This is a genomic window from Acinetobacter sp. YH16051, assembly GCF_013417135.1.
Lineage (GTDB): Bacteria > Pseudomonadota > Gammaproteobacteria > Pseudomonadales > Moraxellaceae > Acinetobacter > Acinetobacter towneri.
Map to the genome: position 1 here is coordinate 89,112 of NZ_VPEN01000002.1, position 12,892 is coordinate 102,003.

Here is a 12,892-nt window from a genome sequence, read left to right on the forward strand (position 1 = left end):
ACTATGGCTACAATTCATGTCGATGGAAAATCGTACGAAGTCAATGGCTCGGAAAACTTGCTGCAAGCATGTTTGAGCCTTGGGATCGACATTCCGTACTTTTGTTGGCATCCATCCTTAGGTTCTGTCGGTTCTTGCCGTCAATGTGCCGTGACCCAATATGCGAACCCTGAAGATACTCGTGGTCGCTTGGTGATGTCATGTATGACACCTGCTGCTGACAATACCTATATCTCGATTGAAGACAAGGAAGCAACTGAGTTCCGTGCTTCAATTGTAGAGTTCTTGATGACCAACCACCCACACGACTGTCCAGTCTGTGAAGAAGGTGGTCACTGTCATTTACAAGATATGACTGTAATGACACAGCACGATCGTCGTCGTTACCGCTTTACTAAACGTACTCACTATAACCAAGAGCTTGGTTCGTTCATCGCGCATGAAATGAACCGTTGTATCGCGTGTTATCGTTGCGTGCGTTACTACAAAGACTATGCAGGCGGTACAGACTTTGGTGTCTATGCCAACGCATCACGTGTTTACTTTGGTCGTCCTGAATCGGGTACTTTGGAATCTGAATTCTCAGGTAACTTGACTGAAGTCTGTCCAACAGGTGTATTCACCGACAAAACTCACTCTGCGCGTTATAACCGTAAGTGGGACATGCAGTATGCGCCTAGCGTATGCCAAGGCTGTTCTTCAGGTTGTAACATCTCTCCGGGTGAGCGTTATGGCGAATTGCGTCGTGTAGAAAACCGCTTTAACGGTGAAGTCAACCAATACTTCCTATGCGATAAAGGTCGATTCGGTACAGGTTATGTGAACCGTGAAGATCGTCCACGTCAGCCTCAGTTCCGTAACGGTGCGAGCGTAGAAACCGTTTCTGTAGATGCTGCACTTGATACGATTATTGCCAAAGTTCAAGGCAAAAAAGTTTTGGGTATTGGTTCACCGCGTGCATCGCTTGAATCAAACTTTGCTTTGCGTGAGTTGGTTGGCCAAGACAACTACTCAACAGGTTTATCGCAAAAAGAGCAAAACTTGGTTGAACTTGCAGCTTCAATCATGCAAACCGAAGGGATTTACAACCCGGGTATGCGTGAAATTGAAGACTACGATGCTGTGTTAATTTTGGGTGAAGATTTAACCCAAACTGCACCACGTATGGCGTTGTCTGTTCGTCAAGCGGCGAAAAACAAAGCCAAAGAAATGGCGGCAGAGCGTCGTACGCCAGATTGGTTGGCTGAACCTGTGCAACGTATTGCGCAAGATGCAAAATCACCAATTTACATTTTGGCTGCAACGCAAACTCGTTTAGCTGATGTCGCAACAGGTGAAGTGGTTGCTTCTCCAAATGATATCGCACGTTTAGGTTTTGCCATTGCTGCTGCGGTTGCAGGTGACGTGATCACAGGTTTAGATGACGATGCGAAAGCATTTGCACAAACCATTGCTGACACGTTAAAAGCTGCGAAAAAACCATTGGTGATTTCAGGTACAAGCTTACTAGACGCTGCCATTATGGAAGCGGCTGCACAAGTGGCACAAAACTTGGGTGAAAACGCAGGTTTAAGCTTAACTGTGCCAGAAGTGAACTCAATGGGCTTGGCTATTTTTGGTGGTCAAAGCTTAGAGCAAGCATTTGCGCAAGATTACGATGCTGTGATTGTGGTTGAAAATGACTTATATCGTCGTTTACCTGCAGTACAAGTCGATGCAGCTTTAGCGAAAGCACAAGATGTCATCGTGCTAGATCATGCTGAAACCGCAACTGTGCAAAAAGCCAATATCGTACTTTCTGCAGCAAGCTTCGCGGAAGGTGATGGTACGGTGGTGAGTCAGGAAGGTCGTGCACAACGCTTCTTCCAAGTTTATGACCCAAGCTACTACAAACCTGAATTGGCGATTAAAGAATCTTGGCGCTGGTTACACGCACTTGAAACAGGCTTAAAAGGTAAAGCAATTTCTTGGACTGTTTTAGATGACGTGATTGAATCTGTTGCGAAAAATATTCCAGCACTTGAAGCAATTCAGGATGTTGCACCAGATGCAGGTTTCCGTGTACATGGCTTGAAAGTTGCGCGTGAACCACGTCGTTACTCAGGTCGTACTGCAATGCGTGCGCCGTTATCTATTCACGAGCCAAAACAACCGACCGATGTCGATTCTGCATTAACTTTCTCTATGGAAGGTTATGTTGGTAACCAAACACCATCGGCACTTGTACCATTTGCCTGGTCTGCAGGTTGGAACTCACCACAAGCTTGGAACAAATTCCAAGACAATGTGGGCGGTCACTTAAAAGGTGGTGATTCAGGCATTCGTTTATTCGATCGTTTGGCGAAACGTCCTGCACGTAGCTATGTTGCACCTGCACCAGTACTTGCAAATCCAGACAGCTTCCGTTTAATTCCAATGCATCACATTTTTGCATCGGGGGAATTTACGGTGAAAACTCCTGCAATGGAATCACGTATTCCTGAAGCAGTATTTGCTGTAGGTACGCAGGATGCGCAGCGTTTGAATCTACAAGATGGTCAAACAATTACTGTACAAGCAGGCGAAACATCTATCGTGTTGCCAGTACAAGTGATTGAATATTTACCTACAGGTTATATTGGCTACCCAATTGGTCTTGCACCAACGGTATCTCTTGCAGAGCCTGTTTCAGTCGCGGTAGGAGTGTAATTCATGCAACAAGAATTAATCCGTCAGACGCCGCTGTGGGCTGAGAACTGGCCAATTGCCTATTCAGTCATTCAAGCGATTGTCATCTTACTGGTTGTGGTATTGATTGCTGCACTCATGTCTTTTATTGAGCGTCGTTTACTGGGCTTATGGCAAGACCGTTATGGTCCGAACCGTGTAGGTCCAGGCGGTATGTTCCAGATTGTTGCCGACATGCTGAAAATCATGTTCAAAGAAGACTGGACACCAAAATTTGCCGACAAACTTACGTTCCGTATGGCACCAGCGGTTGCAATGGCAACTGCGGTACTGTCGTTCATGGTTATTCCTGTATCACCTTATTTAGGTGTGGCAGACATGAGCATTGGCCTGTTGTTCTTTATGGCAATGGCAGGTATCGCAGTCTATGCGGTGTTATTTGGTGGTTGGTCATCAAACAACAAATACGCATTGCTTGGTGGTTTACGTTCAGCCGCTCAAACCATTTCTTATGAAGTGTTCTTGGGTATTTCACTCATGGGTGTGGTTGCTATTGCAGGCTCCTTCAACATGCGTGAAATTGTTGAAGCGCAACGTGATGTTTGGTTTGTGATTCCACAATTCTTAGGTTTCTTGATTTTCGTGGTTGCAGGCGTTGCGGTAACTCACCGTCACCCATTTGACCAACCAGAAGCAGAACAAGAATTGGCTGAAGGTTATCACGTCGAATATGGCGGTATGAAGTGGGGGATGTTCTTCGTTGCAGAATATGTCAACGTGGTACTGATCTCTGCGCTTATCGTGACTCTATTCTTCGGTGGATGGCTAGCGCCGTTTAACCTTGAAATTCCATTCATTCCAGCAGCTTTCTGGTTCATTATCAAAACAGCATTCTTTGTGATGATGTTTGTCTTGGCTCGTGGTTCTTTAATGCGTCCGCGTTATGACCAAGTGATGAACTTTGGTTGGAAAATTTGCTTGCCATTGGCGCTTGTTAACCTTTTGGTAACTGGTGCTGTGATTCTTATGAATCATTCGGCCTAAGACAGCAGGGAGAACAATATGTTTAAGTTTCTAGCTGGGTTTGGGTCAATTGTACGTTCACTGTGGATGGTTTTCTCGCACGTGACACGTAAACGTGACACCATTTTGTATCCGGAAGTACCAGCCGAAGAAATTGTACCTCCACGCTTCCGTGGTCGTATTGTGTTAACACGCGATCCAGATGGCGAAGAGCGTTGTGTAGCATGTAACCTCTGTGCAGTTGCTTGTCCAGTAGGTTGTATTTCACTGCAAAAAGCAGAACAGGAAGATGGTCGTTGGTACCCAGAGTTTTTCCGTATCAACTTCTCACGCTGTATTTTCTGCGGTATGTGTGAAGAAGCATGCCCAACGACTGCAATTCAGTTAACACCTGACTTCGAGTTAGGTGAATATGTGCGTCAAGACTTGGTGTATGAGAAAGAACACTTACTCATTTCAGGTCCTGGTAAATATCCTGACTACAACTTCTACCGTGTAACGGGTATGGCTGTTACAGGTAAAGACAAAGGTCAAGCGCAACGTGAAAGCGCACCTATTGATGTACGGAGTCTATTACCATGATGTGGCCGTTTTACTTGATGGCACTCGTGGCCATTGTTTCTACGGTTCGTGTAGTGACTAACGCGAACCCAGTACATGCTTTATTAAGCTTGATCGTGTCATTACTTGCGGTTGCAGGCATGTTCATGATCGTGGGTGCACCATTTGCTGGTGCCTTGGAAATCATTGTTTATGCGGGTGCGATCATGGTCTTGTTCGTATTCGTGGTGATGATGCTCAACCTTGGTCAGCAAACTGTTGAGCAAGAGCGTAAATGGTTGACTTCATCAACTTGGGCATACCCAGCTTTGATGAGCTTCCTAATTGGTTTGGTTTTAGTGTGGTCATTAAGCTCAGACTACACTGCACCAAGCGCGCTTATGGGCACCGAAATGGTGGGTCCAAAAGCAGTGGGTCAAGCACTCTTTACTCAGTACTTATTGTTGGTTGAAGTTGCCGCAATGTTATTACTTGCAGCTTTGGTTGCAGGCTTCCACATCGGTAAACGTGAACCAAGTGCAGAAGAGGAAAAAGAATAATGGGCAACATCCCTTTAGAACATGGTTTGATTGTCGCGACCATTCTTTTTGCACTCGGTTTTTACGGTGTGATGGTGCGACGCAACCTACTATTTATTTTAATGGGCCTTGAAATCATGATGAACGCTGCGGCATTGGCGTTTGTCTTGGCTGGTAGTGCATGGGTACAACCAGATGGTCAGATCATGTTTATCTTGATCTTGACACTTGCTGCGGCAGAGGCGTGTATCGGTCTTGCGATCGTCCTTCAGTTCTATCATCGCTTCCATCATTTGGATGTGGATGCTGCTAGTGAGATGCGCGGATGAGTTATTTATATCTAACAGTATTGTTTCCGCTCATTGGTTTTATCCTTTTAGCGGCAGGGCGTAACAACTTACCTGAAAAAGTTGCTGCGATTATTGGCGTAGGTTCAGTGGGTCTGTCTGCATTATTTGCGCTAATTGCAGGCATGGACTTTGTGAACAACGGTTCGGTTGCAACGACTCAACATTTATGGACTTGGTTCAATGTGGGTGGTTTTGCACCTGCGTTTAGCTTGCACTTAGACGGTTTATCTTTGCTCATGCTGGGCATGATTACAGGCGTGGGTTTCTTAATTCACATCTTTGCATCATGGTATATGCGTGGTGAAGAAGACTTTGCACGTTTCTTCTCTTACTTCAACTTGTTCGTTGCGAGCATGTTGTTGTTGGTACTTGGCGATAACTTGGCGTTATTGTTCCTAGGTTGGGAAGGTGTAGGTTTGTGCTCTTACTTGCTGATTGGTTATTACTACCAAAACCCTGCAAACGGTTTTGCAGCAATCAAAGCATTTACCGTAACACGTGTGGGTGACGTTTTCCTACTGATCGCGTTGTTCTTGTTGTATCAACAATTTGGTACGTTGAACACACAATACATCGTAGAAAATGCAGCCAATGTAATGACTCAAAGCTCGTCGATCACCATTTGGACAGCGTTAATGTTGTTCTTGGGTGCTGCGGGTAAATCTGCACAAATTCCGTTGCAAACTTGGTTAGCCGATGCGATGGCAGGTCCTACACCTGTATCTGCATTAATCCACGCTGCAACCATGGTAACTGCGGGTGTTTACTTATGCTGCCGTATGTTCAGCGTATTTGAACTTGCACCTGAAGTGATGTTATTCATTTCAATTACAGGTGCTGTGACCTTGCTAGTTGCTGGTTTTGCAGCATTGGTTCAAACCGACATCAAACGTATTTTGGCTTACTCAACTATGAGTCAGCTGGGTTATATGTTTATGGCAGTTGGTGCAGAAGCATACCAAGCGGGTCTATTCCACATGTTAACTCACGCATTCTTCAAGGCATTATTATTCTTGTCTTCTGGTGCGGTGATTTTGGCTTACCATCACGAACAAAACATTTTCAAAATGGGTGGCTTGTTCTACAAGAACAAATTCCTATTTGCATGTTTCGCAATTGGTGGCGGTGCATTGGCAGCGATTCCATTCTTGACCATTGGTTTCTTCTCAAAAGACGCTATTTTGGCAGCAGTTTGGACGCAAAGTCATATCGCAGGTATTCCGCTATATAACACCTTATATTGGGTGGGTGTAGCAGGTGCATTCTTAACGTCAATTTATACATTCCGCTTAATTTGGGTTGTATTCTTTGGTAAAGAAAACACACCGTATCACGAGATCAAAGGCGCAACTTACTGGTTCCCATTGGCAGTGCTTGCAGTACTTTCAACTGGTTTAGCGATTGTATTAAAAGCACCAGTGATGAGCATTCTTGATGCTGCAAAAATCCCAGCATTTGTGATTCCTGAAGCATTAGAAGCAGGCGCACATGGTGCAGAGTATGTTGCAATTGGTGTGGCTTTGGCTGGTTTAGCAGTAGGTGTGGTGTTATTTGCCTTTGCTTACAATGCTGTAAAAGGTTTTGCGCAAACTTCATTGGGCGCAGGCCTTGCCAACATTTGCCGTAATGCACTTGGTTTCGATGCGTTGTATGACATCGTATTTGTAAAACCATTCTTGCTGATTGCCAAACTATTAGGTCGTGATCCAGTTGATGGTATGTGGTTGGTACTGCCTGCACTGGTGAAAGGTGGTCATAGCTTCACAAGTTCACGTCAAACAGGTTCATTGCGTGAGTACGCATCAAGTATGGCACTTGGTGTAGTGGTCTTACTAATGATCTTGATCGTGATTCAGGTCGTGGGGAAATAAGATGGATACTCCAAACAATTTAATTCTACCCGCGCTGATCCTTGTTCCGTTCATTGCAGGTTTTATTTGCTGGTTGGTCGATAAACTCGACGATAAATTACCGCGTTACATTGCTTTAGTGGGCATGCTTGTTACTTTGGGCTTAACTGTCGCATTGTGGCAAGGTGCTAGCTATAACTATGAATTAGGCGCTCAAGTTCCAACTTGGTCGGCTGAATTTATGCTGCCTTGGATTCAAACCCTAGGCATCAACATTCACTTAGCGGTGGATGGCTTATCTTTACTCATGGTGGGTTTAACTGCATTACTGGGTATTTTAGCGGTAGGCTGTTCATTTGGTGAGATTCAAAAGAACGTCGGTTTCTTCCACCTTAACCTTTTATGGTCTTTGGGTGGGGTAATTGGCGTATTCCTTGCGATTGACTTGTTCCTGTTCTTCTTCTTCTGGGAGATGATGCTTGTACCAATCTACTTCCTGATTGCGTTATGGGGTCATAAAGGTTCAAATGGTCGTTCACGTGTTTACGCTGCAACCAAATTCTTTATCTACACGCAAGTTGCTGGTTTAATCATGTTGATTGGTATCTTAGGTCTAGTGATCTATGGATACATGATGTCAGGTACTATTTCATTCAACTACAACTATTTATTGGCTGTAGCGAATACCCTTGACGCACAATTACCAGCAGTCGCTTATGCTTTCATGATCTGTTTATTCATCGGTTTTGCGGTAAAACTTCCAGTTTTCCCATTACACGGTTGGTTACCAGATGCACACGCACAAGCGCCTACAGCGGGTTCTGTCGACCTTGCAGGTATTTTGATTAAAACTGCGGCATACGGTTTATTACGTTTCGTGATTCCATTCTTCCCAGCGGCTTCTGCTCAGTTTGCAGACATCGCCATTATTTTGGGTTTAATTGGTGTGTTCTACGGCGCGTGGTGTGCTTTCCAGCAAACCGATATGAAGCGTTTACTTGCCTATACCTCAATTTCGCACATGGGCTTCGTATTACTTGCAATTTATGCAGGTAATATCCTGACTTACCAAGGCTTAATGATCATGATGTTGGCACATGGCTTGTCATCTGCTGCATTGTTCATTATGTGTGGTCAAATTTACGAGCGCGTACATACACGTGACATGCGTTTAATGGGCGGTATTCGTGGTCAATTCCAATACCTTTCATTCTTCCTGATGTTCTTTGTGGCTGCGTTAGTCGGTATTCCTGGTTTAGGTAACTTTATTGGTGAATTCCTGATTTTGATGGGTTCATTTGAACAGTTCCCAGCCTTCACAATTATTGCGGCAATCAGCTTAGTTTTTGCAGGTGTTTACGGTTTAATCCTGATTCACAAAGCTTTGTTTGGTGTACCAAATGAAGAGCAAAAACAGCACTATGCAAATCCGTTAAAAGATTTAAATGCACGTGAAGTTGTGATTCTTTCAATTTGTGCGCTGGGTCTAGTATGGCTTGGTCTGTATCCACAAACCTTCCTTGATATTTCAAATTCAAGTATGGCGTGGTTAGCAAATAGCTACATCCCAGTTCAAGAAGTAGTTGAAGTTACGCAAGAAGTAACAGCTCAACTCGAAAATGTGGAGATCCAATAAGCCATGAACTTCACAATGTCATTTTCTGAGCTTATGCCTTTAGCTCCTGTGATGATCGTGGCTTTAACTGCGATTATCGTGATGATCCTTACTGCAATTAAGCGTAACCATAACTTAATTGCTACAGCATCAGTGGTGGGCTTGAACCTCGCTGCGGCTTACCTTTTACTCATGATGTTTGGCGGGAATTTTGCTCCTGCCAGCGTGATGGGCATGTTTATGATTGATCCGTTCACCTTGTTATATCAACTGGTGATTCTGATCGCTGCATTAGCATGTTCTACTTTGTCACATGCGTATATTGAAACGTATAAAGACAACCGCGAAGAACTCTACATCTTAATGTTGTGTTCAGTGGCGGGCGCTATGTTGATGGTGTCAAGCTCGCACTATGCGTCGTTCTTCATTAGCCTTGAGTTAATGTCAATTCCTGTTTATGGCTTATTGGCATACACTCACCAACGTTCTAAATCTTTAGAAGCAGGCGTGAAGTACTTAGTCTTGTCTGCAACCGCATCTGCAATGTTGCTCATGGGTATGGCGTACATTTATGCATACACTGGTTCATTGTCTTTCTATGACTCTGTACAAGCATTAATGCAAAATATCCAACAGCCATTGGTGATTTTAGGTCTAGGCTTAATTGTCTTTGCTGTGGCATTTAAATTGTCGTTGGCACCATTCCACAAATGGACGCCAGACGTTTATGACGGTGCGCCTGCACCAATCGCAACCTTTCTTGCGACTGCAGCAAAAGTAGCAACCATTGGTTTGTTTGTACGTTACATTTTGGGTTCAGGTGCAATCCTGATCGACTCAATTGTAACCATCATGACCATTATTGCTGTGCTTTCAATTTTGGTGGGTAACTTCCTAGCTGTACGTCAAGTTAACTTGAAGCGTATTTTGGCTTACTCATCTATTGCGCACTTTGGTTATTTGTTGATTGGTTTAATCAGCATGACCTATGCAAGTTTGGGCAATGTCAGCGTATATGTGATCACTTATGTATTGACCACCATTGGTGCGTTCGGTGCAGTGGCATTAATGTCTAGCCCGTATAACAACGTAGCTGAAGCAGAAAGCTTAGCAGACTACCGTGGTTTGTTCTGGCGTCGTCCTGTATTGACTGCTGTATTAACTGTCATGATGCTTTCTCTAGCAGGTATTCCACTCACTGCAGGCTTCATTGGTAAGTTCTTGGTGGTGATGGCTGCTGTTACGACTCAGCACTGGTTCTTAGCTGCGATGATCATCGTAGGTTCAGGTATTGGTTTGTACTACTACTTGCGCGTTATGGTGGTGATGTATATGACACCGCCAGATGAACCAAAAATGGACGCTGTTGATCATTGGGGTCAAAAAGTGGGCGGTATTATGGTATTGGCTGCAGCTTTAGCGGTATTGGTGATTGGTGTTTATCCAGACCCAATTATCAAAATTGCACTTGAAGCTGAAATTTTGTCACCAATCCATTTCATGCTGTCACAGCAATAATTTGAAAGAAGTTTAACTTTCAGTCAAAAAGCCTTCATAAATTGAGGGCTTTTTGGTTTATATACACAATAAAAACAGCATATAATAAAATGATATTTGCTTTTCTTTCCTTTTAGGTGTTCTCCCGTGGCTATTCATGAAATCCGACATCCGCTTATTCGTCATAAATTAGGGCTATTACGTCGTGCTGATATCAGCACCAAAAACTTCCGTGAATTGGCACAAGAAGTCACCATGTTGCTGACTTATGAAGCGACCAAAGATTTGCCTATGGTCGAGCACGAAATTGCGGGTTGGAATGGTGCAGTCACTGTAGACCGTATTGCGGGTAAAAAAATTACGGTTGTGCCTATTTTACGTGCAGGTATTGGCATGTTAGATGGTTTCTTAAACTTGATTCCAAGTGCCAAAGTGTCTGTACTTGGCTTGGAACGTGATGAAGAAACTTTAGAAGCGCGTACGTACTACAAAAAATTAGTACCAGATGTACAAAACCGTATTGCGATGATTATTGACCCTATGCTTGCCACAGGTTCATCTTTAGTGGCAGCGATTGATTTGCTCAAAGCCAGTGGTTGTAAAGACATTCGTGTGATGGTTTTGGTTGCAGCGCCAGAAGGCATTCAACGTGTAGAAGCCGCGCATCCAGATGTGGTGATCTTTACTGCATCGGTAGATGAAGGTTTAAACCAAGATGGTTATATTGTGCCTGGCTTGGGTGATGCAGGCGATAAAATTTTTGGTTCAGTGCAAAAAGATTAAGCCGAATGTCGGTGAAAAAGAGGCATTAACTGCCTCTTTTTTATATACTCATATAAAGTGCAGCTCGTAAAAGGTTAAGCCATGAAATCTGAACAATATCAAGGGAAAATCAAACAATATAATGCCGAAAAAGGCTATGGATTTATTGCCGCACCTGAAGGTGAAGTGTTTTTCCATATCTCGGATTTTCCTGCGGCTGAAGGCGAGCCAAAGCGCAATGATCGGGTTAAATTTAATGTGGTTCAAAATGGTGATCGTTATAAAGCCATTAATATTGAACCTGTAGAAGATAAATCCAAAAAAGCAAAAAAAGCCAAAGCGGTTGCTACGAATACGTCGATTACGTCTGCATTGTTATCAAACTTAAAGCGTTAGTTTTAAATGTTTTCATGCACAGAAAAGAGGCATTCTCGCCTCTTTTTTTGTACAATAATCAAAAATTAACGTGAAAAGAGTAATTTATGTTTTTAGAAGGGAAAATAAAAACTTATAACGAAGAACGAGGCTTTGGTTTTATTCAAATAGAAGGAGAGCCTAAAGATTTATTTTTTCATATTAAAGATTTTCCCAATAAAAATATTCCACTAAAAGTGGGAGAAAATCTAAAATTTCGTAAAGTAGAAGAAAATGGCAAGTTCAAAGCAGATAATATTGTCCGTCTAGATATTAAGGTTGCAGTCGAAAGGCATACACCTCAATCAAGGGCAATTCATACGACAAAGCAGAATCATAAAAGACAGCAGAAGTCTGAAAATAACTCATCCAATTTTGTTACTTATATGGGTATATTGATTATATTCGGCTTGGCTTATGCAGTATTTAATAAGTACCAAGCTTGGCAAAATAGTCAGCCTGAAGCTTTATCAGTACAAAAAGTAGTAGAAGTTCCTGTTGTTGAACAGAACTTTACTTGTGATGGGCGTGAGCACTGTAGTCAAATGACGTCTTACGAAGAAGCATTATTCTTTATACGAAATTGTCCAAATACTAAAATGGACGGTGATGGTGACGGCATACCGTGTGAGAGTCAGTTTAATCGCTAAAAAAAGAGTACCATCATCGGTACTCTTTTATAAACTATTTCGCGTCGCAAAACTTCATAAATGCCTTTAAGCCAGGCCCTTGGTATTTCTGACGATGCACCAACATGAATAACGGGCGCGTCAGTTGCCAGAAAGGTGTATCTAAAATCACCAATTGACCTTTTTCTAGTAAAGGTTCAATCGCCAATCGTGAAATACACGACATACCAATCCCACCTGCGACAATTTTTAAAATCGCTTCGTTATGACCCAAAGTTAAACGAATATTGGCATCAGGCAGGTTTTTTAAAATTGCATTGTCAAACACTTCACGGGTACCTGAACCTTCTTCACGTAAAATCCACTCGGCATCTTCAAAATCTGCAATGCTTAAAGCACGGTTTAACTGCGCTAGAGGATGACTTGGCGCACAGCACACTGCAAGTTCATCATCACGCCAATGAATACATTGGAGTTGGGGTAAGTGACAAGAACCTTCAATCAGTGCTAAATCTAGCTGAAATTGGTTTACAGCTTCAATCATTTGGCGGGTATTGCCCACTTGTAACTGTAAATGCGCCTGCGGCTGAATTTGCAAAAAGTCTGCCATTAAATCAGGCATCAAATAGTCACTAATGGTAAGAGTTGCACCTAAACGCAAATCAATACTTTGTAGCTCGCCTTTAGCGGCTTGCTCAAATGCTTCACAACGACCCAAAATTTCTAAGGCTTGTGGCAATAAAAAACGACCTAAATCGTTCAGCTGTAGGCGCTTACCCAAACGGTCAAACAGTGGAGCGCCTAAGCCATCCTCCAAATCTGCTAAGGCCATACTTGCAGCACTTTGGGTGAGCTTAACGGCATCACTGGCTTTGGTTACTGTCCCTTCTTGGGCAACTGCTACAAAAACCGCCAACTGGCGTAAAGTCATGCGCATGAATCAAGCCTTAACATTTAAAAATATTCATAAATTACCCCAACATGCTAACATGAGCACAGTCTTTCA

At 43.2% G+C, this 12,892-nt stretch carries 12 protein-coding genes; 11 read left to right on the top strand and 1 reads right to left on the bottom strand.

Annotated features, from left to right (window positions below):
• The first annotated feature begins 3 nt into the window (after window positions 1-3).
• The 11 genes from nuoG to FTV41_RS02300 all read left to right on the top strand — a co-directional run bounded on the left by nuoG (window position 4) and on the right by FTV41_RS02300 (window position 11,907).
• Window positions 4-2,688, top strand: coding sequence for an NADH-quinone oxidoreductase subunit NuoG (gene nuoG, locus FTV41_RS02250; RefSeq protein ID WP_179996041.1), 2,685 nt, complete (start codon window positions 4-6; stop codon window positions 2,686-2,688).
• Window positions 2,689-2,691: 3 nt separating this feature from the next.
• Window positions 2,692-3,711 (top strand): NADH-quinone oxidoreductase subunit NuoH, encoded by a 1,020-nt coding sequence (gene nuoH / locus FTV41_RS02255; RefSeq protein WP_004975457.1) that lies wholly within the window; start codon window positions 2,692-2,694, stop codon window positions 3,709-3,711.
• A gap of 18 nt (window positions 3,712-3,729) precedes the next feature.
• Complete coding sequence (gene nuoI / locus FTV41_RS02260; RefSeq protein ID WP_004975460.1) at window positions 3,730-4,272, top strand: NADH-quinone oxidoreductase subunit NuoI; 543 nt, start codon at window positions 3,730-3,732, stop codon at window positions 4,270-4,272.
• Window positions 4,272-4,790: an NADH-quinone oxidoreductase subunit J gene (nuoJ, locus tag FTV41_RS02265; protein ID WP_171062597.1), complete on the top strand. Its 519-nt coding sequence runs from the start codon at window positions 4,272-4,274 to the stop codon at window positions 4,788-4,790. Before nuoI ends, nuoJ begins: the two co-directional genes overlap by 1 nt.
• Window positions 4,790-5,098, top strand: coding sequence for an NADH-quinone oxidoreductase subunit NuoK (gene nuoK, locus FTV41_RS02270; protein WP_004975463.1), 309 nt, complete (start codon window positions 4,790-4,792; stop codon window positions 5,096-5,098). Before nuoJ ends, nuoK begins: the two co-directional genes overlap by 1 nt.
• Complete coding sequence (gene nuoL / locus FTV41_RS02275; protein ID WP_096901802.1) at window positions 5,095-6,990, top strand: NADH-quinone oxidoreductase subunit L; 1,896 nt, start codon at window positions 5,095-5,097, stop codon at window positions 6,988-6,990. Before nuoK ends, nuoL begins: the two co-directional genes overlap by 4 nt.
• A gap of 1 nt (window position 6,991) precedes the next feature.
• A complete protein-coding gene (gene nuoM / locus FTV41_RS02280; protein WP_004975471.1) occupies window positions 6,992-8,605 on the top strand; it encodes an NADH-quinone oxidoreductase subunit M in 1,614 nt (537 codons plus the stop codon).
• Window positions 8,606-8,608: 3 nt separating this feature from the next.
• Window positions 8,609-10,102 (top strand): NADH-quinone oxidoreductase subunit NuoN, encoded by a 1,494-nt coding sequence (nuoN, locus tag FTV41_RS02285; RefSeq protein ID WP_179989664.1) that lies wholly within the window; start codon window positions 8,609-8,611, stop codon window positions 10,100-10,102.
• Between the two features lie 126 nt (window positions 10,103-10,228).
• Window positions 10,229-10,864, top strand: a complete 636-nt coding sequence (gene upp, locus FTV41_RS02290) for a uracil phosphoribosyltransferase (RefSeq protein ID WP_004975475.1) — start codon at window positions 10,229-10,231, stop codon at window positions 10,862-10,864.
• 81 nt (window positions 10,865-10,945) lie between these two features.
• On the top strand, window positions 10,946-11,239 hold the full coding sequence (locus tag FTV41_RS02295; protein ID WP_179996042.1) for a cold-shock protein: 294 nt from the start codon (window positions 10,946-10,948) through the stop codon (window positions 11,237-11,239).
• Window positions 11,240-11,325: 86 nt separating this feature from the next.
• On the top strand, window positions 11,326-11,907 hold the full coding sequence (locus FTV41_RS02300; RefSeq protein WP_179994129.1) for a cold shock domain-containing protein: 582 nt from the start codon (window positions 11,326-11,328) through the stop codon (window positions 11,905-11,907).
• A 34-nt stretch (window positions 11,908-11,941) separates the two neighbouring features.
• Here FTV41_RS02300 and gigC read toward each other — a convergent pair whose 3' ends face one another.
• Window positions 11,942-12,823, bottom strand: a complete 882-nt coding sequence (gene gigC / locus FTV41_RS02305) for a LysR family transcriptional regulator GigC (RefSeq protein WP_179996043.1) — start codon at window positions 12,821-12,823, stop codon at window positions 11,942-11,944.
• Window positions 12,824-12,892 lie beyond the last annotated feature (69 nt).

Excerpts from the sequence above, each read along its gene's own strand:
- FTV41_RS02295 (WP_179996042.1), top strand. The coding sequence starts at position 10,946 with ATGAAATCTGAACAATATCAAGGGAAAATCAAACAATATAATGCCGAA.
- nuoL (WP_096901802.1), top strand. The coding sequence starts at position 5,095 with ATGAGTTATTTATATCTAACAGTATTGTTTCCGCTCATTGGTTTTATC.
- nuoM (WP_004975471.1), top strand. The coding sequence starts at position 6,992 with ATGGATACTCCAAACAATTTAATTCTACCCGCGCTGATCCTTGTTCCG.
- nuoH (WP_004975457.1), top strand. The coding sequence starts at position 2,692 with ATGCAACAAGAATTAATCCGTCAGACGCCGCTGTGGGCTGAGAACTGG.
- nuoN (WP_179989664.1), top strand. The coding sequence starts at position 8,609 with ATGAACTTCACAATGTCATTTTCTGAGCTTATGCCTTTAGCTCCTGTG.
- nuoK (WP_004975463.1), top strand. The coding sequence starts at position 4,790 with ATGGGCAACATCCCTTTAGAACATGGTTTGATTGTCGCGACCATTCTT.
- nuoG (WP_179996041.1), top strand. The coding sequence starts at position 4 with ATGGCTACAATTCATGTCGATGGAAAATCGTACGAAGTCAATGGCTCG.
- FTV41_RS02300 (WP_179994129.1), top strand. The coding sequence starts at position 11,326 with ATGTTTTTAGAAGGGAAAATAAAAACTTATAACGAAGAACGAGGCTTT.
- nuoI (WP_004975460.1), top strand. The coding sequence starts at position 3,730 with ATGTTTAAGTTTCTAGCTGGGTTTGGGTCAATTGTACGTTCACTGTGG.
- nuoJ (WP_171062597.1), top strand. The coding sequence starts at position 4,272 with ATGTGGCCGTTTTACTTGATGGCACTCGTGGCCATTGTTTCTACGGTT.
- gigC (WP_179996043.1), bottom strand. The coding sequence starts at position 12,823 with ATGCGCATGACTTTACGCCAGTTGGCGGTTTTTGTAGCAGTTGCCCAA.